General features: G+C 42.4%; 26 protein-coding genes. 3 read left to right on the forward strand and 23 right to left on the reverse strand.

All coding sequences use genetic code 11. The annotated features are described in order from the left end of the window. Positions 1–48: 48 nt before the first annotated feature. The 3 genes from infB to B151_RS0107960 form a co-directional block, all read right to left on the reverse strand. Positions 49–2817 carry a translation initiation factor IF-2 gene (gene infB, locus B151_RS0107950; RefSeq protein ID WP_020403089.1) on the reverse strand — a complete coding sequence of 923 codons (2769 nt, stop codon included), beginning with the start codon at positions 2815–2817 and terminating at the stop codon, positions 49–51. Between the two features lie 64 nt (positions 2818–2881). Beyond that, entirely contained in the window at positions 2882–4138 is a 1257-nt protein-coding gene (gene nusA / locus B151_RS0107955) for a transcription termination factor NusA (RefSeq protein ID WP_020403090.1), read from the reverse strand. 13 nt (positions 4139–4151) lie between these two features. Beyond that, positions 4152–4616: a ribosome maturation factor RimP gene (locus B151_RS0107960; protein WP_157470775.1), complete on the reverse strand. Its 465-nt coding sequence runs from the start codon at positions 4614–4616 to the stop codon at positions 4152–4154. Positions 4617–4811: 195 nt separating this feature from the next. On the opposite strand from B151_RS0107960, the gene B151_RS18245 reads away from it, so the two are divergent. Next, positions 4812–5303 carry a DUF192 domain-containing protein gene (locus B151_RS18245; RefSeq protein WP_020403092.1) on the forward strand — a complete coding sequence of 164 codons (492 nt, stop codon included), beginning with the start codon at positions 4812–4814 and terminating at the stop codon, positions 5301–5303. A gap of 9 nt (positions 5304–5312) precedes the next feature. Here the strand turns inward: B151_RS18245 and fbp are convergent, their stop codons facing one another. The 6 genes from fbp to B151_RS0107995 all read right to left on the reverse strand — a co-directional run bounded on the left by fbp (position 5313) and on the right by B151_RS0107995 (position 11251). Beyond that, positions 5313–6338: a class 1 fructose-bisphosphatase gene (gene fbp / locus B151_RS0107970; RefSeq protein WP_020403093.1), complete on the reverse strand. Its 1026-nt coding sequence runs from the start codon at positions 6336–6338 to the stop codon at positions 5313–5315. An 82-nt stretch (positions 6339–6420) separates the two neighbouring features. Next, the gene (gene coaE / locus B151_RS0107975) at positions 6421–7023 is read right to left on the reverse strand and encodes a dephospho-CoA kinase (protein ID WP_020403094.1); all 603 of its coding nucleotides are present in this window, start codon (positions 7021–7023) and stop codon (positions 6421–6423) included. A 41-nt stretch (positions 7024–7064) separates the two neighbouring features. Beyond that, the gene (gene nadB / locus B151_RS0107980; RefSeq protein WP_020403095.1) at positions 7065–8654 is read right to left on the reverse strand and encodes an L-aspartate oxidase; all 1590 of its coding nucleotides are present in this window, start codon (positions 8652–8654) and stop codon (positions 7065–7067) included. Beyond that, positions 8638–9751, reverse strand: a protein-coding gene (gene prfB / locus B151_RS0107985) for a peptide chain release factor 2 (protein ID WP_157470779.1) whose coding sequence is annotated in 2 segments (ribosomal slippage) — positions 8638–9684 and positions 9686–9751 — 1113 coding nt in all. Because the reading frame shifts where the segments join, the coding sequence is not laid out codon by codon here. The genes nadB and prfB overlap by 17 nt, the downstream gene beginning before the upstream one ends. A 24-nt stretch (positions 9752–9775) precedes the next feature. Next, entirely contained in the window at positions 9776–10039 is a 264-nt protein-coding gene (locus B151_RS0107990; protein ID WP_020403097.1) for a DUF883 family protein, read from the reverse strand. Positions 10040–10165: 126 nt separating this feature from the next. Next, complete coding sequence (locus tag B151_RS0107995; RefSeq protein ID WP_020403098.1) at positions 10166–11251, reverse strand: M42 family metallopeptidase; 1086 nt, start codon at positions 11249–11251, stop codon at positions 10166–10168. Positions 11252–11373: 122 nt separating this feature from the next. On the opposite strand from B151_RS0107995, the gene B151_RS0108000 reads away from it, so the two are divergent. Further along, entirely contained in the window at positions 11374–11805 is a 432-nt protein-coding gene (locus tag B151_RS0108000; RefSeq protein ID WP_040516769.1) for an acyl-CoA thioesterase, read from the forward strand. 123 nt (positions 11806–11928) lie between these two features. Next, positions 11929–13179: an HD domain-containing protein gene (locus tag B151_RS0108005; RefSeq protein WP_020403100.1), complete on the forward strand. Its 1251-nt coding sequence runs from the start codon at positions 11929–11931 to the stop codon at positions 13177–13179. Position 13180: 1 nt separating this feature from the next. On the opposite strand, the gene B151_RS0108010 is transcribed toward B151_RS0108005, so the two are convergent. The 14 genes from B151_RS0108010 to B151_RS0108070 all read right to left on the reverse strand — a co-directional run bounded on the left by B151_RS0108010 (position 13181) and on the right by B151_RS0108070 (position 24841). After that, a complete protein-coding gene (locus B151_RS0108010; RefSeq protein WP_026166565.1) occupies positions 13181–14377 on the reverse strand; it encodes a response regulator in 1197 nt (398 codons plus the stop codon). A gap of 250 nt (positions 14378–14627) precedes the next feature. Continuing rightward, on the reverse strand, positions 14628–15095 hold the full coding sequence (locus tag B151_RS0108015) for a dihydrofolate reductase (RefSeq protein ID WP_020403102.1): 468 nt from the start codon (positions 15093–15095) through the stop codon (positions 14628–14630). Further along, positions 15092–15940, reverse strand: coding sequence for a thymidylate synthase (locus tag B151_RS0108020; RefSeq protein ID WP_020403103.1), 849 nt, complete (start codon positions 15938–15940; stop codon positions 15092–15094). The genes B151_RS0108015 and B151_RS0108020 overlap by 4 nt, the downstream gene beginning before the upstream one ends. 14 nt (positions 15941–15954) lie before the next feature. Beyond that, complete coding sequence (gene mgtE / locus B151_RS0108025; protein ID WP_020403104.1) at positions 15955–17337, reverse strand: magnesium transporter; 1383 nt, start codon at positions 17335–17337, stop codon at positions 15955–15957. A 96-nt stretch (positions 17338–17433) separates the two neighbouring features. Beyond that, complete coding sequence (gene rnc / locus B151_RS0108030) at positions 17434–18183, reverse strand: ribonuclease III (protein WP_020403105.1); 750 nt, start codon at positions 18181–18183, stop codon at positions 17434–17436. A 5-nt stretch (positions 18184–18188) separates the two neighbouring features. Beyond that, entirely contained in the window at positions 18189–19433 is a 1245-nt protein-coding gene (gene fabF, locus B151_RS0108035; RefSeq protein WP_020403106.1) for a beta-ketoacyl-ACP synthase II, read from the reverse strand. 24 nt (positions 19434–19457) lie between these two features. Next, entirely contained in the window at positions 19458–19697 is a 240-nt protein-coding gene (locus B151_RS0108040; RefSeq protein WP_020403107.1) for an acyl carrier protein, read from the reverse strand. A 96-nt stretch (positions 19698–19793) separates the two neighbouring features. After that, complete coding sequence (gene fabG / locus B151_RS0108045; protein WP_020403108.1) at positions 19794–20543, reverse strand: 3-oxoacyl-[acyl-carrier-protein] reductase; 750 nt, start codon at positions 20541–20543, stop codon at positions 19794–19796. A 7-nt stretch (positions 20544–20550) separates the two neighbouring features. Then, complete coding sequence (gene fabD, locus B151_RS0108050) at positions 20551–21438, reverse strand: ACP S-malonyltransferase (protein WP_020403109.1); 888 nt, start codon at positions 21436–21438, stop codon at positions 20551–20553. Beyond that, positions 21438–22430, reverse strand: coding sequence for a beta-ketoacyl-ACP synthase III (locus tag B151_RS0108055; RefSeq protein ID WP_020403110.1), 993 nt, complete (start codon positions 22428–22430; stop codon positions 21438–21440). The genes fabD and B151_RS0108055 overlap by 1 nt, the downstream gene beginning before the upstream one ends. A 16-nt stretch (positions 22431–22446) precedes the next feature. Continuing rightward, positions 22447–23430 carry a phosphate acyltransferase PlsX gene (gene plsX, locus B151_RS0108060; protein WP_020403111.1) on the reverse strand — a complete coding sequence of 328 codons (984 nt, stop codon included), beginning with the start codon at positions 23428–23430 and terminating at the stop codon, positions 22447–22449. An 11-nt stretch (positions 23431–23441) separates the two neighbouring features. Then, the gene (rpmF, locus tag B151_RS19890; RefSeq protein WP_071594690.1) at positions 23442–23621 is read right to left on the reverse strand and encodes a 50S ribosomal protein L32; all 180 of its coding nucleotides are present in this window, start codon (positions 23619–23621) and stop codon (positions 23442–23444) included. Between the two features lie 18 nt (positions 23622–23639). After that, complete coding sequence (locus B151_RS0108065; protein ID WP_020403112.1) at positions 23640–24146, reverse strand: YceD family protein; 507 nt, start codon at positions 24144–24146, stop codon at positions 23640–23642. 53 nt (positions 24147–24199) lie between these two features. Then, positions 24200–24841, reverse strand: coding sequence for a deoxynucleoside kinase (locus B151_RS0108070; protein WP_020403113.1), 642 nt, complete (start codon positions 24839–24841; stop codon positions 24200–24202). Positions 24842–24862 lie beyond the last annotated feature (21 nt).

The raw sequence follows: 24862 nt of genomic DNA on the forward strand, positions 1-24862 counted from the left end.
CAAACCTGCCTGAAGTAATTTTAAAGAACCTTTGCCAGGTTAACGTTTTTATCCGGCAGAATCTTCGAGAGTACGTTTCTGCTCAATGATCTTGTAGCTTTCGATCTGATCGCCAACTTTGATATCGTTATATCCCTGAATACTAATACCACATTCATATCCGGATGTAACTTCTCTAACGTCATCTTTGAACCTCTTAAGAGTATCGATCTCACCGTCATAGATCACAACCCCTTCACGAACCAAACGGATTGGATTATTGCGTTCGATTTTACCTTCAGTTACATAACAACCCGCGATAGTGCCTACTTTGGAAACTTTGAAGGTTTCCCGGACTTCAACAACACCCATCATTTGCTCTTTCAATTCAGGTGATAGCAATCCTTCAAGGGCATCACGGACTTCATCAACAGCATCATAGATAACACTGAAGAGTCGAATATCGATTTCCTCTTCTTCAGCCAGCTTACGAGCCTGTGAAGTTGGGCGAACCTGGAAACCAATGATAATCGCGTCCGAAGCAGAAGCCAGAAGAACATCTGATTCTGAAATTGCCCCGGCTCCGGTGTGGATGATGTTAACGGCAACTTCATCAGTACTTAATTTTTGAAGTGAACCGGATAGTGCTTCAATGGAACCGTCTACATCCGCTTTCACAATCACATTAAGTTCAGAAACTTCACCAAGCGCAAGGCGACGTGAAATATCGTCAAGCGTCATATGCTTGGTCTTACGCATGGCCTGTTCGCGGCGAATCTGCATACGCTCATTAGCCACTTCTTTAGCAATTTTTTCATCCTCAGCAACAACCAGTTTATCACCGGCTTGAGGCATTTCATCAAACCCCATAAGCTGTACAGGTGTTGAGGGGCCAGCTTTTTCAACGCGCTGACCATGTTCGTTTTCCATTGCTCTAACCCGACCAAAACAAGGTCCGGCCACAAAAGGGTCTCCTACTTTCAAAGTACCGCCCTGAACAAGAATATTGGCAACAATTCCTTTTCCTTTATCCAAACGTGCTTCAAGAACAACACCGTCAGCGCGGCGATCAGGGTTCGCTTTAAGTTCAAGCAATTCTGATTCGATCAGTACTTTTTCAAGCAAATCTTCGATGCCTTGTCCGGTGTGAGCCGAAACTTCAGCGTACTGAACCTGTCCGCCATATTCCTCAACAATTACATCATGCTCAGCCAATTCGGCTTTAATTCGATCGGGGTTAACACCCTCTTTATCCATCTTGTTGATGGCAACTACGATAGGCACACCGGCAGCTTTAGCGTGGTTGATGGCCTCAATGGTCTGAGGCATCACGGAATCGTCACCGGCAACCACCAGAATAACGATATCCGTTGCTTGAGCACCACGAGAACGCATTGCGGTAAAGGCTTCGTGACCCGGAGTATCAAGGAAAGTGATCTCATTATCATTATGTACTACCTGATATGCACCTACGTGCTGGGTAATACCACCGGCCTCACCGGCTGCCACTTTTTCTTCACGAATGTAATCAAGCAAAGAAGTTTTTCCGTGGTCAACGTGTCCCATTACCGTAATAATTGGAGCACGTGGTTTAAGTTCTTCTTCGGAATCTTCAGGAATGGTTAATTCTTCATCAAGTTCTTCCGCATCAATAAATTCAACTTCTTTGCCGAATTCTTCGGCTACAAGTTCGATGGTACCTGCATCCAGTCTCTGGTTAATGGTAATCATCAACCCAATGGACATACACACAGAAATAATGTCATTCACACCAACATCCAGCAGATCAGCTAACTCATTAGCTGTGATGAACTCAGTAGTCTCTATAACATCAGACTCGAGTTCCTCCATTTCCTGCTGCTTTTGCAGTTCTTCCTCACGTTCTTCTTTTCGCTCCCGGCGACGTTTTTGACGCTTACTTCCAACCGTTTTGGAAGACTTCATTTTCTTCAGCGTCTCTTTCATCATTTTATCAACGTCGGTCTCGTCGATCTCACTCTTACGCTTTTTCTTCTTACCGCCTTTTTTAGATTTTTTGGATTTCTTATCCGTATCACCGGAATCGTCGTCCTTACGATCTTTACGACGCTTACGTTTTTTACGTGGCTTACGATCGCTTGTAAAAGAAGCTTTTCCTAATACTTTGGTACCCTTTAATTTACCGGCGGAACCACGAATTACTTCCTTATCCTCTTCATCATCTTCGTCTTCGTCATCCTCTTCTTCGTCCGCTTCAGCCTCTTTTTCTTCAGCTTTAGCCTTTTCTTCTTCCTCTTTTCTGGCGGCTTCTTCAGCTTCTTTTTTCTTTTTGGCTTCGGCTGCTTCTTTTTCCTTCCGGGCTTTTTCTTCGGCTTTGCGTTTCTCTTCTTCCTCTTTTGCTTTCTTAGCTTCGGCCTCTTTTTTCTCTGCTTCTTCTTTTTTCTTTTTGGCTTCGGCTTCTTCTTTGGCTTTAGCCTCGTCTTCGGCTTCATCCAGAGGCTCAAGACTTTCTATGTCTTCTTCCGGTTCAAGTTCCGGGGCTTCATCTTCAGGTTCCAAACCAATGGTCTCTTCAATAGGCTCCAGCACATTATCGAGCGTCACACTATCGTTACGCTGATTCATCATTTGACTGCGCCGGCTTTCGTACTCTTCACGAGCTTTTTCGTGATCAGCACTCTTTGCCTTATCCTCCCCATACACTCCTTCCAGAACCTCATACATATCAGGCTGTATCTTGAAGTTGGGACGGTTGGCTACATCAAAGCCCTGATCATTCAGCGTATCTACGATAGACTGGGTAGCTACGTTAAACTCGGATGCAACTTTAAAAAGTGGTTTTGGTCTTTTAGACGACATATAAGTGATTTAAATGTGAGCTCTTTAAACTAAGGATTTTTAAGTGGAATTGCCGACTCAGACTTTAATCTTCGTCTTCAAACTCGTAGGCAATTACGCTCATAATCTTCTCAGCGAGCTCGGGATCTATTTCTTCGTTCGTTCTGCTTACTAATTCATCTGCATTCAGCTCCAATACTGCACGAGCGGTATCACAGCCAATATCATGTAGAAGTTGAATAACTTCAGGCCCGAAATCGACTTCAAACTCGTCGATATCAATATCATCTTCGGCTTCTACTTCACGATAAACATCAATTTCTACTCCGGCTAATTTGGAAGCGAGTCGGATATTAACCCCTCCTTTACCAATAGCTTTTGATACTTCATCGGCCGGCACTAATACATTAGCATGCTTAGTATCTTCATCTAGTTCAACTTTGAGAACTTCTGCAGGCTGTAAAGCGCGTTTAATAAACTCGATCTTATCCGGGGTGAAATTGATCACATCGATGTTCTCATTTTGAAGTTCCCGAACTATTGCATGGATACGAATTCCTTTCATCCCAACACATGCACCAACTGGATCAACTCTTTCATCGTGAGAAAGAACGGCCACTTTGGATCGATCGCCGGGAGCACGGGCTATTCGCACTAACTCGATGATTCCATCAAATACTTCCGGAATTTCATTCTCGAATAATCGCTCCAGGAATAATTCTGAAGTCCTTGAAATAATTACTGTGGGATTACCATTCCGCATGCGTACTTCGGTAACCACTGCACGTATGGTGTCTCCTTTCCGGTAACGATCTTTGTAGATCTGTTCACTTTTTGGAAGTAACAGCTCTACCCCGTTATGATTAACCAGGATATCTTTGTTGTGGCGAACCTGATAGACGTCACCAAGAATGATCTCGCCTACACGGTCGGTATAATCTTCATAAATATTGTCTTTTTCTATCTCTCGAATACGCTGCGCCAACTGCTGTCGCGCCATAGTAACTGCACGGCGGCCAAAGTCAGTGATCTGTATTTCCTGTGCCAATTCATCATAAAGCTCGATATCAGGATCAACCTTTTGAGCATCTTCCAACGAAATCTCAGCAACAGGGTCGGTAAGTTCATCAGATGGAACCACTTCCTGCACGTGTAAGATCTGAATTTCTCCCCGGTCTGCATTCAGGATCACCTCAAACGCATCGTCCGTCTCATATTTCTTTCGAATCATAGTTCGGAACACATCTTCCAAAATGGAAAGAAGCATATCTCTATCAATGCCTTTCTCGTGTGCGATCTCAGCGAACGAGGAGATGATCTGTTTTGATAATTCGTTTTGCATTTGTTTTAGGGACTTAAATTACGGGGATTATTTTGGTTTCAACGATGGCTTCGAATGGAATTTTGGTTTCCACTTCATCTTCGTCTGTAACAGCCACCATCTTTTCCGAAACTCCGGTGATGACACCTTCAATTTTTTTATATTCGCCTGCCGAATTCTTGAACTTTACGGTAGCAACGCGTCCTTCGTTCTTTTTGTATTGACGCTTATCACTTAACGGCCGGCTCAAACCGGGAGAAGAAACATTCAAGCGATATTTCTTATCAAACATATCATGGGCGTCAATTAAAAAACCCAATTCCCGGCTTATTTCCGAGCAATGGTCAATGTTAACTCCGCCGGATTCATTATCCAAAAGCACCCAAACTTCTGTTTGACCACCTCCGGTTTTGATCTCCACATCCACTACAAACAAATTATGCTCATCTGCAAGCGGTGCAGCTAAATCCTTAATATTTTGTAAGATATCAATTTGCATTTTCATCGAATTCTGAGACAAAAAAAAGTGAGTGCCTTTCGACGCTCACCGAGATTCAAAGGTAGCTCTATTTCGCCTAAATTTCAATGTAAACAAAGTTATTCCAACAGATTCATTTTTGGTTTCATCGGATTTGCTATTAATTTACTGATCTCTCTTTCGCAATATCACAATCCACACAAAAATATATATTCAATGCATCTTCTATTACGTGTTTTACCTGTGCTTATATTGGTAAACTTTTCATTTTCCGGTTGTGCAGAAAAGAAAGATGCACCTTCCGGGAAATCCCAAACCAAACAGGGGCGCACTCTTGAATTTACTGAACAGATAACGTTCCTAAATTCTCAAGGTGAGGAAATTTCAACGATCAGGGCTGCTCTTGCTGATGAACCGGAAGAGCGAAACCAAGGACTCATGGATGTTAATGAACTCCCCTCAGATGCAGGCATGCTTTTTATTTTTCCTGATGAAGCACCCCGAAGCTTTTATATGGCTAACACTCCGCTTCCGCTTGATATCATGTTTGTGAGCAGCGACAGCACTATCGTCCGTATCCATCAAAATACTACTCCTTTTAGTAGCGCGCAGTTACCATCAGGAAAGCCGGCCCAATATGTAGTGGAAACCAATGGCGGGTATGCCGTTTCACATGATATACAAGAAGGGATGAAAGTCCGGTTCTAACCCAACCTATCAGGCTTCTACCTGGGCGTATTCCTTCAAAAAATCCATCACGGTTTGTACATTTTGTTTCGAACCGATGTAAATAGGTGTTCGCTGATGAATAGCTTCCGGCTGAAGTTCCAAAATCCGTTTATGTCCATCCGTTGCCATTCCTCCCGCTTGCTCAACGATAAAACTCAAGGGATTACATTCGTACATGAGACGTAGCTTGCCGTTGGGATATCTTTTGCTGTGAGGGTAAATGAATATGCCTCCTTTAATAAGCGTCCGGTGAATATCAGCAACCATGGATCCAATGTACCTTGCAGAATATGGACGGCCAGTTTCGGGGTCTTCCTCCTGACAATATTTGATATATTTTTTGAGACCAAGATCCCACGAATTATAGCTCCCCTCATTAATGCTATAAATACCTCCGTGGTCCGGAATTTTGATTCCCCGGTCGCTGAGAATAAACTCGCCAATGCTTGGATCCAGAGTAAAAACAGAAACGCCCAACCCGGTTGTATAGGCTAAGATTGTACTTGAACCGTACAGCACATATCCCGCAGCAACCTGACGAACCCCCGGTTGGAGTGCATCGTCTTCCCTTACAGCTGGATCGAAACGAGCTTCGCGCATGTAAACGGAGAAAATACTACCAATGGATACATTCACATCAATATTTGAAGATCCGTCGAGAGGATCGAGATACACAATATATTTTCCGCCTTTGCTGCTGAGTTTAACGATTCCGTCATTTTCTTCAGATATCACCATGCAGGTAATCATAGACCGGTCCAGGGCAGAAATAAGTTGCTGATCAGCAAAAAGATCCAATTTCTTTACCGATTCTCCATGCACATTCTTTGAACCGTCGTAGCCAAGAATATTCGTAATGCCTGCTTTATTTACTTCTCGTGAAATGATCTTAGCTGCAAGCCCTATATCACGAAGTAGTTGTGAAAGTTCTCCTGTTGCCCCGGGAAACCTATTTTGAGACTGAATGATGTATTCCTCTAAAGTTTCCAATCTCGAATTACTCTTATTTGTCATAAATCAATTATTGTATTTTGGAAGCGCTTTTCTAAAAGATAAGGATGTTTTTTTGAAAAAATCTTCCCGAATTTTCTGATAATTATTTACCCGAAATATCCTGAATTGTTCTCAGAGTTTCTTCTGCTTTTTCCTGAAGTTCTTGTAAGGTTCCACTGTTCTCAATCACAAAATCAGCTAATGAAAACAGCTCTTCAAAATCGGGTTGTTTGTCCATACGATCTTGTATTTCCTTTTCAGAAACTTGATCTCTTTTAGATGTGCGGTGCAATCTTTGTTTTTCATCAGCGGTAACAATGACAACGTAGTCAAGCCAATCCGGCCGGCCTTCATTCAATAAAATAGCAGCTTCATAAGCAAATATTCCTGTTCCTTCCCGTTCTTTTTGATCGGCATATTCTTTCAACTTCTTTCTTAAAACGGGATGAACCAACGCATTTAATTCCTCAACCCGGTTTTTAGCAAAAGCTTCCTCAGCAAGATAAGCGCGGTTTAAGCTTCCATCAGAGTCGTAAGATGCTTCTCCGAATACTTTTGTGATATTCTCTCTCAGGTTCGGGTCTTCATTCATTAATTTTTTTGCGAAATCGTCTGCATATACTATTTCAACCCCATTTTTCTCCCATTGCCTGCAAAAGGTAGTCTTTCCAGATCCAATACCTCCGGTTATGCCTATTTTGATCATGTTTAAACCGTTGATCTGTACGTTAGCATGTACAGATTTTTTTAATTGATGATGGTTGAAACCAACTCATCCGAAGTTTCCGGATAATCGGTAGTATAGTGCAAACCGCGACTTTCTTTTCGTTGCAGTGCCGATCTCACAATTAGATAGCCAACAGAAACCAGATTTCGAAGTTCACACAACGGTACATTCACTTTGGTGCGATGATAAAAATCTTCTACTTCCTCATTCAAAAGTTCAACCCGACGCATGGCGCGTTCCAGCCGCAAATTACTGCGCACAATGCCCACATAATTCCACATCACCTGTCGTAATTCCTGCAGGTTGTGAGATACCAACACCCATTCTTCCGTGTTCACCGTACCGCTTTCATCCCACTCAGGTATGTCATCCCGATAAGAAAGCTCATCTAGCTCTTTGAAAGAATGATGATAAGCTTGATCTGCAAACACCAATGATTCCAGTAAACTATTGGAGGCTAAACGGTTCGCTCCGTGCAAACCTGTGCTCGCCACTTCCCCACAAGCATACAAATTTTTGATGGACGTTCGGCCCTGCAGATCCGTTTTCACTCCACCGCACGTATAATGGGTAGCGGGAACAACGGGAATCTGATCTTTAGTGATATCAATGCCGTATTTCAGACACGTTTCATAAATAGTAGGAAATTCTTCTTTGACCTTTCCAGCATCCAAATGTGTGACATCAAGAAATACGTGGTCTTCGCCTCGCTTTTTAAGCTGATCATCGATAGCGCGAGCCACGATATCTCTTGGGGCCAGTTCTTTACGTTCATCATAATTTTTCATGAATGCTTCGCCGGATGCATTTCGAAGAATACCTCCAGCCCCGCGAACGGCTTCTGAGATCAAAAAAGAACCGGCTTCGGGAATGGCTAAGCTTGTAGGGTGAAATTGTACGAATTCCATATTCTCGATCTCCGCTTTGGCCCGGTATGCCATTGCAATTCCATCTCCCGTTGCCACCGATGGATTAGTGGTATGCTGATATACCATCCCGGCTCCGCCAGCTGCTAACACTGTAACTTTAGCCAGCATTCTTATCACTTCGTTTTCCGGCTCATTCAGCACATAAACTCCAAAACAATGAATATCATCAACTGACTTTACATCCATTCCAAGATGGTGCTCAGTCAAGAATTCCATCGCAAAATGGTGCTCAAAGATTTCAATATTCGGATGATTTTTAACCTTCTCTACCATCACCGAAATGATCTCGTATCCCGTGGCATCGGCAGCATGGACGATGCGGTTCTCGGAATGGCCTCCCTCGCGTCCCAAATCCAATTGTCCGTTCTTTTGGGTGAATTGTACGCCGTAATCAATAAGTTCGCGGATCATTCTTGGGCCTTCTTTCACCACCAATTCCACGGATTTACGGTTGCAAAGTCCTGCACCGGCTTCAAGCGTATCATTGATATGTTTTTGGAAAGAATCGTGTTTGGTGAGAACCCCGGCTATACCGCCTTGTGCATAGGCGGTATTTGCTTCCATCATCTCTTTTTTAGTGACAATAGCTACGGTTCCATGTTCAGCTGCCTTCAGCGCAAAAGTCAATCCTGCGATGCCGCTGCCAATCACCAGAAAGTCGTAGCTATGCTTCTTCGACATCCTGAAGGAGATATGCTTTTATAAATTCATCGAGATCGCCATCCATGACACCGCTGACGTCGCTGGTTTCGTAATTTGTGCGGTGATCTTTCACGCGCTGATCATCAAATACATAACTTCGGATTTGAGACCCCCACTCATTTTTACTTTTAGAGCCTTCCAATTTAGCCTTTTCCGCTTCACGAATTTCTTTCTCGAGTTCGTAGATACGGGATTTCAGCAACACCATAGCCTTTTCCCGGTTTTGAAGTTGCGAGCGCTCCTGTTGGCATTCTGCCACCACGCGCTCTATACTTCCATCGGAAAGCTCTCCTTCCCAAATCAAACGTACACCGGTTTCCACTTTGTTCACGTTCTGTCCTCCGGCTCCGCTGGAGTGAAAACGCTGAAGCTCAACTTTACTTTCGTCAATATCCACTTCAATGGTATCATCGATCAGCGGAGCTACAAATACGGAACAAAAAGAAGTATGCCGGCGAGCGTTGCTGTCGAATGGAGATACCCGCACGAGACGATGAACACCACTTTCGGCCTTCAAAAAACCGTAAGCATTATCACCGGAAACTTCGATGGTAGCACTTTTGAGTCCGGCTACATCGCCGTCTTGGTAGTCAATGACCGAAACCTTAAAGCCTGATTTTTCGGCCCACCGGGTGTACATACGATACAGCATTTCAGCCCAATCCTGACTTTCGGTTCCGCCAGCTCCGGGATTAAAGGTGACGATCGCATCGCGATGATCATCTTCCCCACTCAACATATTTCGAAGCTCCATCTCCTCAAGTGCTTTTTGCAGCTTCTTGTACTCGGCCTGAAGATCACTTTCCACATCTTCGCCCATTTCCTGGAATTCAAGAAACACGTTGATGCTCTCGCGGAGTGAATCCAGGTTATCCCAACCTTCTACCAGGCTTTTTTCCTTGTCCAGCTCTTTCATTATAGATTGAGCTTTGTCCGGATCATTCCAAAAGTTGGGGTCCTGAGTATGTTCAGTAAGTTCTATTATTCTGACTTTGCGTTTTTCGTAGTCAAAGATACCCCCTGAGCGCATCTATGCGCTCGTAGAGTTCGTTGAGGCGATCTGTATTTATTGCCATGTATATCTGTAGATTCTGATTTTTTTAGCGACGGGTTAGTATAGCGCCCACTACAAGTCCGGCAACGAATGCCAAACCTAATCCTTGTTCGGGGTGGGCACGCACATAGCGCCGTGCATTTCTGTATTCGTGACGGAGTTCCCTTTCCAAACCATCTCTTTCATATCTGAGACGATCAAGAAGTGCATCGTATGTTTCTTCAGCTTTGTCTTGCAGTGCTTCAGTGGTATGTTGAAGTCTGTCTTCTATACCTTGTCTTACATTGTTTTTTTTTGTTGAAGTTGCCATGGTTTCTCCGTTTTAAGTTGACTGGAAAATACAAATTCACTGTTTAAGTGTTAGTAATTTACACTAATTAAACACGGAAGTTTGTAGGGTTTGTTCCATTATTTTTATGCCCAATTATCCCTTGGTTTACTCATCCCCAAACACTGAAAAAGTTTGATCAGGCTGCATCGCCAACACCGTTTCTACCATCATATCGATCAGGGTATTCACATCCTTCATGGAAACTACTTCCACCGGTGAGTGCATATACCGAAGAGGAGTAGAAAGCAGTGCACTTGGAATTCCGGTTTGCTGATAGAAAATACTATCGGTATCGGTTCCGGTTCTAACACTGGTGGCTTCATGCTGAATATCAATTTTATTCTTTTCGCACACTTCCTCAATGAAATCCACCACTTTAGGGTGATTTGCACCGCCATGCTGTACGGTCGGGCCTTTGCCTAATTCCACTGTTCCATGTTCTTTCTGGTCAATTCCGGGTGTATCGGTAGCATGTGTCACATCAGTAACCAAAGCCACATCCGGCATAAACCGATAGGACATCATCCTGGCTCCAAATCCACCAACCTCTTCCTGCACCGAGTTTAGTGCAATCACATTCACTTTCAAATCTTTTTTGCGCTCGCTGATCTTACGCATGGCTTCAGCGATCACATAACCTCCGATTCTGTTATCCAAAGCCCGCGCCGATAGCAGATCATCGTTTAAGAATTCGGTATCCGTTGCGTATGTAATAGGATCTCCGACTTGCACTAATTCGAGGGCTTCTTCCTTAGAACTAACTCCGATGTCAACATAAATATCTTTCCATTCCGGTTGTTTTCCACCGCCGTTCTTTTTGTCCTGAAGATGTATGGCTGTGTTTCCGGTAACCCCCACCACACGTCCTCTTTTATTGTGAATAAAAACTTTTTTGGCTCGCGCAATGGTAGAATCACTTCCTCCTAATTTGTTGATGTAAATAAATCCCTGTTCGGTGATATGTTGTACTACCATTCCAATTTCATCACAATGAGCCTCCAGCATCACGGTTGCTACGTCACCACTCATATTGATCTTAGCGGCACATGAGCCATAGGAATCTGTCACTACTTCATCTGCAAACTGATCGACATATTTTTTCCAGACTTTAACGCCCTCTTTTTCATATCCGGTAGGACTTGGAGTGATCAGTAGTTCCTCTAAAAAATCGCGCTCGTTTTGTTTGGCCATTGGTGTTTAATTTGGATTAAAAATTGATGGGTGTGAATATAATAAATCTATCGTGTAGAATGTTCCCTTTCGATTTGTCATTTGGTTTAGACAACCGCATCTTTGGAACAAAAAATTACGCCATGTTTAGACCTGAATACGACCCACATCTATTTTACCACTGGACTGAAATTCCTGTTCGTTTCCGGGATCTTGATCCTCTTAACCATGTGAACAATGCGCTTTTCAATACCTATCTGGAAGAAGCCCGAATTCGGTTCCTCGCTGAAGTGGGGCAAATGCAAAGTGAATTTTCACACGGAAAAACCTTCGTACTCGTAAAATGTACCATAGAATATCTCAAACAAATCAAATTTCCCGCTACAGTGTTAGTTGGGACGGGTGTTAAAGAAATAGGAAATACCAGCATAACCGCTATACAGGCCATCTTTGATAAAGAAAGTAAGAACCTGGTATGTATGGGGCAAACCAAGGGAGTTTGGTTTGATATTAAAAATCAGCGTCCCACCCGACTCCCTGAAATCGAGAATTTGGATGATATGATGGTTGAGTGATTAAGCATATTTTATAGAATTTTATAGCCTTTTTCATCTACCTCATCACTTGATTACTTCATCACTATATCACCCATTTTTTTAATATCTTCGGGGCGCTTCAAAACACGAGTATTTTCAAGCATGGATAAAAGCACACGCTATAAAATTTTTAACGACCCCATCCATGGGTTCATCACCGTTCCAAAAGGGAATATCCTGCGGCTGATCGATCATCCCTATGTACAGCGGTTACGCCGAATCCGTCAGTTGGGTTTGGGATATCTGGTATTTCCTGCGGCAGAGCATTCCCGCTTTTCCCATGCATTAGGAGCACTTGAATTGGGACAGCGCGTATTAAGCAATTTGCGTGAAAAGGATACTACCATCAGTCAACCTGAATATGATGGAACGCTGATGGCCATTTTATTGCATGATGTAGGACACGGCCCGCTTTCCCATACGCTGGAACATTCGCTCATCAAAGATTTCAATCATGAGATGATGAGCCTGGCTATCATGAAAGAGCTGAATCAAGAATTTAGCGGAGAACTCGACACAACCATTCAGATCTTCACCAATCAATACAAAAAGAAATTTCTGCACCAGCTTATTTCCTCACAGCTTGATCTGGACCGATTGGACTATTTACGGCGCGACAGTTTCTTTACGGGTGTTTCAGAGGGAACTGTTGGTATTAATCGCATTTTAAAAACAATGCGGGTTTTCAAAGGAAATATTGTTATCGAGAAGAAAGGGATCTATGCCATTGAAAACTATATTATTGCCCGCCGGTTGATGTATATGCAGGTATATCAGCACAAAACTGTATTAAGTGCAGATTTCCTTTTGCGCAGCATTTTTAATCGCGTTCGTATGCTCATTGATTCCGGTCAAAACCTTCATTTTGCATCACCGGCTTTAGAATATTTCCTGACGGTTCAACCTTCTGCAAAAAAATCCATTTCTAAAGAAATGCTCTCGCATTACACCGATATGGATGACCACGATGTGTTTCTGAACATTAAATTATGGGAAAAGTCAGAAGATCGGATTCTCTCTGAGTTATGTAATCGGTTTCTCAACAGGGGCTTATTTCGCACTACCTTTTTAGATAAAAAACCGACCGATTCCCAAATAGAAGAGATCCGAAAGAAAACCCAAAAAGCACTTAAAAAACTCAAACTACCTGCTGATGAAGAAAGTATAGACTATTTCCTGAGCTTTGAACGCAGCTATTCCGAAGCTTATAAATATAAGAATGAGAGCATCTGGATCCTGGAAAACGAGAAAGCGATCGAGTTTTCTAAGGCTGCAGAAACAAAGAACATAATTGCCCTGACTGAGCCGGTTGTAAAACATTATTGTGTACACCTGAAGCAGGTTTCGATCTAACCTACACCACCTGCGATTTCAAAGGAGCGGCTGAAGATTTGCTTTTTGGAAAACTCTGGGACGCAGGCAAAAACATAGATAGTTTTTCAAACAACTCTTTTTCTTTGAATGGTTTCTGGATGTACTCTGAAAATCCACTCTCGATCAGTTCATTGCGAGTACCTCCGTGCCCCCCTGCCGTTACTGCAATAATGGGAATATTTTTTCCCGATCCATTAACACCCCGGATTTTTTTCATGGCTTCAACCCCATCCATTACCGGCATAGAGATATCCATTAAAACGACATCCGGCTTATTGGATTGATAACACTTAAGGGCTTGCTTGCCATTTTCTGCTTCAATGATCCTGAAATTTCTCATCTCCAGCATGATCCTTGCAAGAGTACGGTTTACAGGGAGATCATCTACAACTAAAGCCGTTAAGTTGGAATCTTGATCCAAGGTTTGTTTATTAGCTGACTCTAAAAATTTGGATGACTTTTTTGATGCTTCTTTAACGGGAATTTCAATGCTCGCCTTTGTCCCCTTATTAAAGACACTGTCAATCGAGATAGTACCACCTAATATTTCAACGAGTTTTTTACACGTTGTTAAACCCAGCCCGGTTCCTGAACGCCGGTCATTAGCCCCTTGCCAAAAAGGATCAAAGATCTGACCGAATTCTTCTTCTCTGATCCCAATTCCGGAATCAGAAACGACTACTTTGAGTAATTTTTCTGAAGAATTTCCTGCCATATCAAACTTAACTTCGATTTTACCGCCTTCCGTAAACTTAATTGCATTATTTACTAAAGAATAAATAATGGTTTTTAACTTTTTGCCATCCGCAACAAAGTACTTTACCCTTTGAGAAGCTACATGAACCTTAAAATCAATTTCTTTGAACCGTGCCTGTACTTTAAATTTCGTTTTCAGTTCAGAAACTATATCTGAAATACATATTGTCTTCTCTTCAATGTCAGTCTTACCTGATTCCAGATTCGATATTTCTAAGATGTCATTGATCACATCCAGCAACTGGCTGCCGCTGGTAGATATTTTTCGGAGATGACTTTTTTCATCTTCATCAAGATTGGCACTTTTCTCCAACAACTCTGAGTAGCCTAAAATTGCACTTAATGGTGTTCTGAGCTCGTGGGAAAGTTTTTCTACGAGCTCAGATAGCTTAAACTGATATGAGTTATACTTTTCGTTCACCCTTTCTCTCTGTAATATGGCTGCGTTGGCAAGGCATTGAAAAATTGCTGCTATTTGTAACTATGGCAGCATGTCTCTTTTTTGGGAATAGATTTGAAATTTTACCCGTACAAAGGGATTCATCAGAGACAATATGATATAAAGTGCTTGCTGCTTCCAACTTCTGTTCAAAATTATTTGATGAACAAAAATTATCAAAATACAGCCGCTCTTACAGGTTAATCTTTCCTAATTAATAATTGTAAAGAATTTATTTCTTCATATACACGACAAACGAAAGATCTTCTTTATCCTCTCTTTCTGTTTCTTCCCAAACCGTACCAATATCATCCCTGTAGTCCGGAAAATAGGTATCCCCGTTATATTCTTTATGAATTTCCGTGATGATCATTTTGTCTGCAACATCAATGGCATCCCTGTAAAGTACCCCTCCCCCTATAATAAATACTTCTTCTTCGTTAGATGATCTTAATGCCTCGTTCAGCGAATCAAAAGTTTCAACATTATCATACGTCTTGGTGGTTGAAAGAACGATGTTTTTTCGGCCGGGCAGGGGAATTTCATTTAGCTCTTCAAAGACTCCTCTTCCCATAATAATGGTACCCCCCATGGTTGTTTGTTTGAAATGCTTTAAATCTTCAGGGTAGCGCCATGGAAGTCCCCCATCTTTTCCGATCACTAAGTTTGGGTCGTGTGCAGCAACAAGAGTGATGGTCATACGGCAACCTCAAATTTGATCACCGGATCAGGATTGTAGTTTTCAAGCGTGAAATCTTCGTAAGTAAGTTCATCTACCGGTTTTTTTGCAATTTTGAGAGTAGGCAGTGGTTTTGGTTTTCGTTTCAATTGTTCTTTTAGTCCATCCACGTGATTCACGTATATATGAGCATCTACAATCGTGTGTGCAAAAACACCGGGTTCTAACCCAACTTCCTGTGCAATAGCCATGGTAAGGGCTGAATAGCATGCCATATTGAAAGGAATTCCTAAAGCTATATCTCCGGAACGTTGGGTAAGATGGCAATTTAACTTTCCGTCCTGCACATTAAAGATATACATGATATGGCATGGAGGAAGAGCCATTTCGTCTAAAAGTCCGGGATGCCAGGCACTTACAACTATGCGTCGGCTATTCGGATTATTTTTAAGCATATCGATGGCTCTTTGCACCTGGTCAAATTCCTTTCGTACCCATACCTCTTTATCTAAAGCCGAACCATTTCCTTCAAACCGAACCTCTTCTTTTTCAAAGTAGGGAAATCGCCTCCAAAGAACGGGATAAATGGGACCAACATGACCTTCTTCATCAGCCCAGGCATCCCAAATATGGCAATCTTTTTCATCGCGCAACCACCGGATGTGATCCTCTCCCCTCAAATACCACAACATTTCCAATATCACGGAACGAAAATAGACTTTTTTGGTTGTGAGAAGGGGAAATCCTTCCGAGAGATCTACTTTATAGAATTCAGAAAAATTTGAAATCGTATCCGTTCCGGTACGGTTTTCTTTTCTGACACCGTTTTCTAATACGCTTTTAACAAGATCGTGGTATTGTTTCATAGTTTAATAAGAGCTTATAATAAGGTTCCGCTTAGCAATAAAATGGCCACTGAAAAGTAAATGATAATTCCCGTAACATCTACCAAAGTTGCTACAAATGGCGCAGAAGTTACAGCAGGATCCAAGTTAAATTTGGTGAGAATAAAGGGTAACATGGAACCGCTAAGGTTTCCAAACATAATTACACCAAGCAGGCTTAAACCGATGGTACAGGCCGTCAACACTAAGCCTTCATTAAATACTTCTCCCTGGGAAATCCCCCATAAAATGGTCATCCCGACACCGATCAAGCCAATCATGGTTCCTAACATCAGTCCGGAAAGTAATTCCCGCTTTAGTATTTTCAGCCAATCAGAAGCTTCGATATCGTCGGTAGCTAGTGCACGAATAATTAAGGTTGCTGCTTGTGAACCGGAGTTACCGCCGCTTGAAATGATCATGGGGATAAAAACCGATAGCAAAACAGCTCCGGCAACCACCGATTCATACGAACTCATCGCAGTGACCGTAAACATCTGTCCAATAAATAAAAGTACCAACCACCGCACACGTTTTTTTACCATGCTGAAAACCGATGTCTGCGAATAGTAATCATCCAGAGCATCCATACCCGCCATTTTCTGCATATCTTCGGTAGTTTCTTCTTCGGCTACATCAATTACATCATCAGCCGTCACAATTCCTACCAACACTCCATCTGAGTCAACAACAGGTAGTGCCACACGGTCGTATTTAGCTAACATTTTTACGGCCTCTTCCTGATCATCATAAACCGACAATGCCTCATAAGAGCGATCCATAAGGCTCTCAATATGTGCTTCAGGATCTGCAAGGATCAAATAATTGATGCGAAGGTCATCAATAAGGTGTTCTTTATCATCAACTACATAAATTACGTTGATGGTTTCAGCCGTCTCTCCATACTTTCGGATATGTTCCATACTGCGAGAAATCGTCCAGTTTGATTTCACTTTCACGTAGCGAGGGGTCATCAAACGGCCAACACTCTCCTCGGGATACCCCAAAAGTTTCTTAAGCTGACGCTGATCTTCCAGCTTGATGGAATTCATAACCCGTTGCGTAAGGTGCCCGGGAAGCTCCTCCAGTATAGATACCTGCTCATCCGGTTCCAGGTTACCCATCACATCACTCAATTGCTGCCTGTTAAACAATTCAAGCAGTTCTACACCTTTGGTGGATGGGAGTTCGGCAAAAACATCCGCAGCAACCGGCTTTTTTAGTAAGCGAAAAACAACTACCGCTATATCTCCGGGTAATTCAAGTAAAAGGTCTGATATATCTGCAGCCGGCACATCATTAAGAACCTCTTTAAGCGCAACCCAGTCCTTATTGGAGATAAGCTCCTCAAATTCCGGTTTTATAAGTTGAACAAACATGGGTTTTTGCATTGGATCAGCCTAAAATGAACGTGCTAAGAATCGGGCTAAATCAACCAAAAAACAAGTTTAACAGGCTGTAATTTGAAAAATAACCTATTCTTTGACCTGAATTTTTTTCAGAGCTTCTTTAGCCGCTTTTTGCTCTGCTTTTTTCTTACTCTTCCCTATTCCAGTACCCAGTTGTTTATTCCCGATCAATACTTTAACCTCAAAAGTACGGTTATGCCCGGGACCACTTTCTTTGATCAATTCGTACTTTGGAATATCCATTTTTTCTGCCTGGGCATACTCCAACAGGGCACTTTTATAATTATCGACGGTATTGATGAGCTCTTCGATCTCGATATGATCTTCAATGACCTTATCTACAAAATTATAAGCATCATCATATCCTTTTGTAATATAAATGGCAGCAATTATGGATTCGAATGCATCAGCCAGAATACTTTTTGAGATCTTGCCCCCTCCATTTTCCGCCAGCTCCATCAGGTCTTCAATTCCAAGTGCTTTTGAGAAAATGGTGAGAGTATCACCCCTTACAAGCTTTGCACGAACCTTTGTCAAAAAACCTTCATCTTTCTCGGGATATTTATTGAAAAGAATTTCAGCTGCTATGAGGTCAAGAACGGCATCCCCTAAAAATTCAAGCCGCTCGTAAGAATCGTAGGTTTCGTATTTTTCCTGGGAAAGAGTTGATCGATGACGAAGAGCTTTTAAAAAAAGTGAAGGATCGTCGATTCGAAAACCAACGATCCTTTCTATTTTTTCTATTCTACCTAAAAAATCAGGGTTAAGTTCTGAGGTTTTCTTCTTACTGAAAAGTGAACTGAACCAACCCGGCATTGAGCTTAATCCTGGTATTTTTGAAATACGAGGGTTGAGTTATGGCCACCAAACCCGAATGCATTATTCAAAGCAATATTAACATCACGTACCACCGCTTCATTAGCTGTGTAATTAAGATCACATTCGGGATCCTGATTTTCGATGTTAATGGTTGGAGGAACCATGCCGTGATAAATAGCTAATAAAGCCGCAATCGACTCGATTGCTCCCGCAGCTCCCAATGTATGACCATGCATACTTTTTGTGGAGTTGCAGTTGATTTTTTTGGCATGATCTCCAAATACTTTTTTAATAGTATTTGATTCTGCTACGTCACCCAATGGAGTGGAAGTTCCATGCATGTTGATGTGATCCACATCTTCCGGTTTGATGCCCGCAGCTTTTAAAGCATTGGTCATCGCCAGAATTACGCCATTTCCTTCAGGATCTGGAGCAGTAATGTGATAGGCGTCAGCAGAAAAACCATATCCTTTGATTTCTCCATAGATACGAGCACCACGATCGAGAGCCGATTCTAATTCTTCAAGAATGAAGATTCCGGCTCCTTCTCCGAGCACAAATCCATCCCGATCTTTATCAAAAGGCCGAGAGGCTGTTTCAGGGGAATCATTCCGTGTACTCATGGCTTTCAGGCTGTTAAACCCGGAAATACCAATCTGAGTAACAGGTGCTTCGGTTCCTCCGGCAACGGCATAATCAGCTTGGCCATAACGGATTGCATCATAAGCCAAACCAATGTTATGAGACCCGGTTGCACACGCAGATACTGCACAAAAATTAGGGCCTCTGAATCCATATTTAATGGAAATTTGCCCGGAAACAATATCCGGAATCAGCATGGGGATAAAGAAAGGGGAAACTCCACGAGGTCCATTTTCATGAAATGAAACAGATTGGTTGTAGAACGTTTCCATACCGCCAATACCGGTTCCCACTAAAACGGCAACATGGTCCTTATTGATTTTTTCCAGATCGAGCTTACTGTCTTCGATCGCTTCGCCGGAAGCGATAAGGGCAAATTGTGCGACCTTATCTAACCTCCGGGCTTCTTTGCGATCGAAATATTTACTTTCGTCGTAATCTTCAATCTGAGCAGCAAATTTTGTGGCAAAATTGGTGGTATCAAAGTGTTCCACCATGCGAACCCCGTTTTTGCCGGAAACTAATCCGTTCCAAAAATCAGGTGCACTTTTCCCAAGGGGGGTGAATGCTCCGATACCCGTAACTACTACTCTCCGAGTGCTCATAGAAGTAAGTTTGTAAAATTTAAATTAGGAAAGTTTTCCTGAGAGATATGTTACTGCATCACCTACAGTTGCAATGTTTTCCGCGTCTTCATCCGGAATGCTGAGATCAAATTCTTTTTCAAATTCCATGATCAATTCAACAGTATCCAGAGAGTCTGCTCCCAGGTCGTTGGTGAAGTTAGCATCAGCAGTTACTTCTGACTCATCCACACCAAGTTTATCTACAATGATAGCTTTTACTTTTGATTCTACGTCTTGTGACATTTTGTGTCCTTTTCGATGGTTAGTTGATAATTATAATTTTGAGAAAATAAGTGTTTTCAACTTAAAAATTCAGTTGAGTATCTGCAATTCATTTAATCACATTGCCATACCGCCGTCAACACGGAGTACTTCACCTGTAATGTACGAACTCATATCTGACGAGAGGAAAACAACGGCATCTGCTACTTCATCGGCCTCGCCGGCTCGCCCAAGCGGCGTTTCCGCTTTGATGCCTTCCAATACTTTTTCATTCAATTCGTCTGTCATATCGGTGAGAATATATCCCGGAGCAACTACATTTGCCCGAATATTTCTGGAGGCCAATTCCTTGGCATATGATTTAGTAAAACCGATGATTCCTGCTTTTGAAGCCGAGTAGTTACTTTGGCCTGCATTTCCGGAAATACCAACTACAGAACTGATATTGATAATGGAGCCGCCCCGGTTGCGCATCATAGGCTTTGCAGCCGCTTTTGAGTAATTAAACACACTCTTCAGGTTTGTAGTGATCACGTCATCCCATTGCTCTTCACTCATGCGCAGGATCAAATTATCTTTAGTAATGCCTGCATTGTTGACGATCACATCAATTTTTCCCCAGTCATCTACGATCTCTGCAAGTACTTCTTCTGCACGTTCAAAACTTACTGCGTCTGCCTGAATGGCTTTGGCTTTACAACCTTTTTTTTCGATCTCGGCCTTCACTTCTTCGGCGGCATCAGCTGAGCGGGCGTATGTAATAGCTACATCTGCTCCAAAATCAGCCAGTTTAAGTGCAATGGCTTTTCCAATACCACGGCTTCCACCGGTTACAAGGCATGTTTTTCCTTCTAATGATAAACTCATAGTTCTGTTATTGATGTCCTGAAATTTCTACGTTTTTGAGAGTGCGCTTAACTAAACCCTGAAGCACTTTACCGGGGCCAACTTCAATAAAAGCATCTGCCCCTTTCTCACTCATATTATTTAAAGTCTGTGTCCAACGTACCGGGTTCAATAATTGATTCAATAAATTTGATCGTATTTGTTCCGGATCAGTAGTTGGTTCTGCGGTAAAGTTACTGTAAATCGGGCAGTTTGGCTCGTTAATCTCAAGCTGTTCAAGTTGTTCCTTCAATCCATCATAAGCAGGCTGCATCAGTGTGGAATGAAAAGCTCCGGATACGGGTAATAATTTTGCTAAACGAGCTCCATTTTCCTTGGCAAGCTCCACTGCTTTTTCAACGCCTTCTTTATAGCCTGAAATCACCAGCTGTCCGGGACAGTTATAATTAGCAGCTATAACTTCTTTGCCTGAAACTTCGGAAGCTTCAGCACATACTTTCTCTACAGCGTCATCATCCATACCAATTACAGCAGCCATAGTGCCGGGATTTTGCTCTCCGGCTTGTTGCATTAATTCGCCTCTGCGGCGAACGATCCTGAGTGCATCCTCAAATGAAACTGCACCACAAGCAACCAATGCTGAAAATTCACCGAGACTATGCCCTGCTACCATATCAGGCGTAGCATTGAGGGTCTTATAAAGAGCTACTGAGTGAAGAAAGATAGCAGGTTGAGTGTATTCAGTTTGCTTCAGTTTTTCTTCGGGACCATCAAACATGATCTCTTTCAGGGAAAACCCAAGAATGCTATCTGCCCGATCAAAATATTCGGCTGCTTCAGGATTGGATTCATAAAGCTCTTTTCCCATTCCTACGAATTGCGATCCCTGTCCTGGAAATAAATAAGCTGTACTCATTATTTGATCCCCCATTTCAGATAAATGGCGCCCCATGTAAAACCACCGCCAAAGGCAGCTAATACTATGTTATCGCCATGATTTAGTTTGTCTTTCCAATCATATAAACACAATGGGATTGTAGCCGCAGTTGTGTTTCCGTATTTATCAATGTTGATCATCACTTTCTCATTAGAAAGCCCCATTCGTCGCGCGGTGGCATCAATGATCCTCAGGTTAGCCTGATGTGGTACAAGCCAAGCTACATCTTCAGGCTCAAGGTTGTTGCGCTCCATGATTTCCAGCGAAACATCAGCCATACCCAATGTCGCTTTTTTGAATACGGAGCGTCCATCCTGACGTACGTAATGTTGCATATTCTCGACCGTTTCTTTGGTAGCGGGATTTAAGCTTCCCCCTGCCGGCTGGTATAAACTACATTCCTCATCGCCTTCTGAATACAGTCTTTGATCAATAATACCGGTTCCATCGTCAGATTCTTCCAGGAGAACAGCTCCTGCCCCATCACCAAATAAAATACAGGTTGTTCGGTCTGTGAAATCCAAAATGGAACTCATCTTATCTGTTCCGATCACCAATACCTTCTTGGCTCTGCCGGATTCAATATACATCGCTCCGGTACTCAGAGCATATAAGAAGCCTGAACAGGCAGCAGAAAGATCGAATGCAAATGCATTTTTAGCGCCTATTTTCTTTTGAACCAAACAGGCTGTAGCAGGAAAAAGATAATCCGGAGTTACGGTTCCCAATACAATAAGGTCGATCTCTTCCGGATCAACACCTCGTTGCTCAAGGGCTTCCTTTGCTGCCTCCGCTCCCATAAAAGCAGTTGCTTTGTCGGAATCTTTTAAAATTCTGCGTTCTTTAATTCCGGTTCGGGTACGAATCCACTCATCGTTTGTATCCACCATTTTTTCGAGGTCATGGTTTGTCAAACGGTCTTCGGGCAGATAATGTCCTACCGCAGTAATCTTCGCTCTTTTTACTTCCATTTAATAAGAGTTTAGCTCAGTTAAGAGATGCTACAATTTTACCATTCACGTCGTTTTCGACAGTTTGAACAGCACTTTTGATCATATTTTTGATGGCTAAAGGTGAGCTGCCACCGTGGCCTACTATACTTACGCCATTTACGCCAAGAAACGGGATTCCCCCTACATTCTCATAGTTAAAAGGAGATAATGCGGTATGCAGAACCTTCTGAAGGTTTTTTGTTTCTTCTTCAGATAATTTCATTTTTTTAACAGCAGCTCCAATCATTTGCTGAAGGATCTCCGGAATAGATTCGCCAAATTTTAGCACAATATTACCGACCAGCCCATCACAAAGGAAGACATCTGCTTTGCCCGGAAGGATATCCTTTCCTTCTAAATTACCGACAAAATAATCTTCGTTCTTAAGGACAGAATAGATTTCTTTGAGTTCCTCAGTACCTTTTCCTTCTTCTTCTCCTACATTTAGCAAACCAACTTTTGGTTGCTCAATATTCAGGATCTGCTCACTGTAAATCTGGGCCATTTTTGCAAACTGCAAGGCTGTATCAGGTTTGATGTCGAGATTTGCCCCGGCATCTACCAAAAGCCTGAATCCTTTTATTGTTGGATAATATGCTGCAATGGTAGGTCTTAGAACGCCTTCAAGTTTGCCAAGTATAAACATGGATGCAGCCAATAACGCCCCGGTATTACCGGCACTTACAAACGCATCGCATTTACCTGCTTTATGAAGACCAAGCCCTACAACGATAGATGATTGTCGCTTGGTTTTAACAGCTTGGGATGGAGATTCTTCCATACCGATAATTTCCGGAGCATGCTGAATCAAGACCCGCTTCTCATCATAATCATGATTAGCTAATTCTTCTTTTATCATTTCTTCAGGGCCTACTAAAAGAACAGTAAGTTTACTGTTCTCTTCGATTGCCTGAAGGGCTCCCTTTACCGGATTTTGTGGGTAGTAATCTCCACCGGCTGCATCTAAGGCAACAATCATAAATATCTTTTTTAGTTAGCTGCTTTCATCACCTGACGACCGCGGTAGTACCCGCATTCTGCACAGGCATGATGGTAACGATGTAGTGCTCCGCAGTTAGAGCATTTAGCTAAATTAACGCCGGCAAGTCCGTGGTGTGTACGTCTTTTGTTCTTGCGGGAATTAGAGGTTTTTCGTTTTGGATGTGCCATTAATTTATTTTGTAAGTATTAGTCTTTTAAGTCTTTCAATTTTTCCCATCTTGGATCGATCTGATCTTCGTCTTCATCAGGAATGTCACCGAATTGTTCATTCAGTACTTCCTTCGGATTTCCATTTTCGTCCAAGAACCTGGGGTGTAATTTCTTTGTCGGGAGATTAAGCAAGATTGTATCACGAACATCCTGCTCAAGATCTATTTGCTGAGATGCGTGATCGTAACTGCGCACCGCGCCATTCTCATCTGCAGATTCTTCAATTTCATCTGCTTTGAAAAGAACTTCATAATTCTGGTGCACTTTATGATCAAAAGCATCAAGTGAGCGGTCACAGATCAATTCTACAGTGGCATCAACCTCAAACTGTGCGCGAATGAACTGCTCGGTGCGATAGAAATCAATTTCTAACACTCCGCCCCTAAAAGTAACGTCTTCCCCCAGATCCAATGCATCCGCATCCAACTCAAGGGTTTTGTTACTTTGTCCTTCAGGTAATTCAAAGATCTTAAATCTAAACATAGAACATCTCCTCAATAGCTACCCAAAATAAGCATTATAGTTCTGTGGTTCAATCAATTAAATAACCCAAACATTCGTTGCTCAATCATCTCTATAATTTTCCCTAAATCTTCCTGGTTATTCACAAAATCGATGTCATCGGTATCAATAATCATCTTTTCGTGAGGATAACGGTCGATCCAGTCTTCATAAAGCTTGTTCAGCCTCTCCAAATATTCAATACGGATGGTGTTCTCATAGTCTCTTCCCCGCTGCTGAATTTGCTTCACGAGCGTGGGAACTTGTGCACGTAGGTAGATCAGAAGATCCGGCGGACGTAAGTAATGGCTCATCTCATGAAAGAGCGCTTCATAGTTACTGAAATCTCTGTCACTCATCAGGTTCATTTGATGAAGGTTTTTGGCAAAAATCTCTACATCTTCATAAATAGTTCGGTCTTGAATCAGGTTAATGTCATCCTGAAGCATTTCTTTCTGATGACGAAACCGGCTGGAAAGAAAGTAGATCTGAAGATTAAAACTCCATCGGCGCATGTCTTCATAAAAATCCTGCAGGTAAGGATTATCGTCCACAGACTCATAAAATGCTTCCCAGTTAAAGTGTTTAGCAAGCAACCCGGTTAAGGATGATTTCCCGGCACCGATATTACCGGCTACCGCAATGTATTTTGATGAAGTTTTCTCGTTATCACTCATAGTTTATAGTTAGCGTCGGTT

Source organism: Gracilimonas tropica DSM 19535 (genome assembly GCF_000375425.1).
Classification (GTDB): Bacteria; Bacteroidota; Rhodothermia; order Balneolales; family Balneolaceae; genus Gracilimonas; species Gracilimonas tropica.

What these genes read in the sequence shown, in the direction of transcription:
- infB (WP_020403089.1), bottom strand. Translation starts at nt 2,817, where the DNA reads ATGTCGTCTAAAAGACCAAAACCACTTTTTAAAGTTGCATCCGAGTTT.
- nusA (WP_020403090.1), bottom strand. Translation starts at nt 4,138, where the DNA reads ATGCAAAACGAATTATCAAAACAGATCATCTCCTCGTTCGCTGAGATC.
- B151_RS0107960 (WP_157470775.1), bottom strand. Translation starts at nt 4,616, where the DNA reads ATGCAAATTGATATCTTACAAAATATTAAGGATTTAGCTGCACCGCTT.
- B151_RS18245 (WP_020403092.1), top strand. Translation starts at nt 4,812, where the DNA reads ATGCATCTTCTATTACGTGTTTTACCTGTGCTTATATTGGTAAACTTT.
- fbp (WP_020403093.1), bottom strand. Translation starts at nt 6,338, where the DNA reads ATGACAAATAAGAGTAATTCGAGATTGGAAACTTTAGAGGAATACATC.
- coaE (WP_020403094.1), bottom strand. Translation starts at nt 7,023, where the DNA reads ATGATCAAAATAGGCATAACCGGAGGTATTGGATCTGGAAAGACTACC.
- nadB (WP_020403095.1), bottom strand. Translation starts at nt 8,654, where the DNA reads ATGTCGAAGAAGCATAGCTACGACTTTCTGGTGATTGGCAGCGGCATC.
- B151_RS0107990 (WP_020403097.1), bottom strand. Translation starts at nt 10,039, where the DNA reads ATGGCAACTTCAACAAAAAAAAACAATGTAAGACAAGGTATAGAAGAC.
- B151_RS0107995 (WP_020403098.1), bottom strand. Translation starts at nt 11,251, where the DNA reads ATGGCCAAACAAAACGAGCGCGATTTTTTAGAGGAACTACTGATCACT.
- B151_RS0108000 (WP_040516769.1), top strand. Translation starts at nt 11,374, where the DNA reads ATGTTTAGACCTGAATACGACCCACATCTATTTTACCACTGGACTGAA.
- B151_RS0108005 (WP_020403100.1), top strand. Translation starts at nt 11,929, where the DNA reads ATGGATAAAAGCACACGCTATAAAATTTTTAACGACCCCATCCATGGG.
- B151_RS0108015 (WP_020403102.1), bottom strand. Translation starts at nt 15,095, where the DNA reads ATGACCATCACTCTTGTTGCTGCACACGACCCAAACTTAGTGATCGGA.
- B151_RS0108020 (WP_020403103.1), bottom strand. Translation starts at nt 15,940, where the DNA reads ATGAAACAATACCACGATCTTGTTAAAAGCGTATTAGAAAACGGTGTC.
- mgtE (WP_020403104.1), bottom strand. Translation starts at nt 17,337, where the DNA reads ATGTTTGTTCAACTTATAAAACCGGAATTTGAGGAGCTTATCTCCAAT.
- rnc (WP_020403105.1), bottom strand. Translation starts at nt 18,183, where the DNA reads ATGCCGGGTTGGTTCAGTTCACTTTTCAGTAAGAAGAAAACCTCAGAA.
- fabF (WP_020403106.1), bottom strand. Translation starts at nt 19,433, where the DNA reads ATGAGCACTCGGAGAGTAGTAGTTACGGGTATCGGAGCATTCACCCCC.
- B151_RS0108040 (WP_020403107.1), bottom strand. Translation starts at nt 19,697, where the DNA reads ATGTCACAAGACGTAGAATCAAAAGTAAAAGCTATCATTGTAGATAAA.
- fabG (WP_020403108.1), bottom strand. Translation starts at nt 20,543, where the DNA reads ATGAGTTTATCATTAGAAGGAAAAACATGCCTTGTAACCGGTGGAAGC.
- fabD (WP_020403109.1), bottom strand. Translation starts at nt 21,438, where the DNA reads ATGAGTACAGCTTATTTATTTCCAGGACAGGGATCGCAATTCGTAGGA.
- B151_RS0108055 (WP_020403110.1), bottom strand. Translation starts at nt 22,430, where the DNA reads ATGGAAGTAAAAAGAGCGAAGATTACTGCGGTAGGACATTATCTGCCC.
- plsX (WP_020403111.1), bottom strand. Translation starts at nt 23,430, where the DNA reads ATGATTGTTGCCTTAGATGCAGCCGGTGGAGATTACTACCCACAAAAT.
- rpmF (WP_071594690.1), bottom strand. Translation starts at nt 23,621, where the DNA reads ATGGCACATCCAAAACGAAAAACCTCTAATTCCCGCAAGAACAAAAGA.
- B151_RS0108065 (WP_020403112.1), bottom strand. Translation starts at nt 24,146, where the DNA reads ATGTTTAGATTTAAGATCTTTGAATTACCTGAAGGACAAAGTAACAAA.
- B151_RS0108070 (WP_020403113.1), bottom strand. Translation starts at nt 24,841, where the DNA reads ATGAGTGATAACGAGAAAACTTCATCAAAATACATTGCGGTAGCCGGT.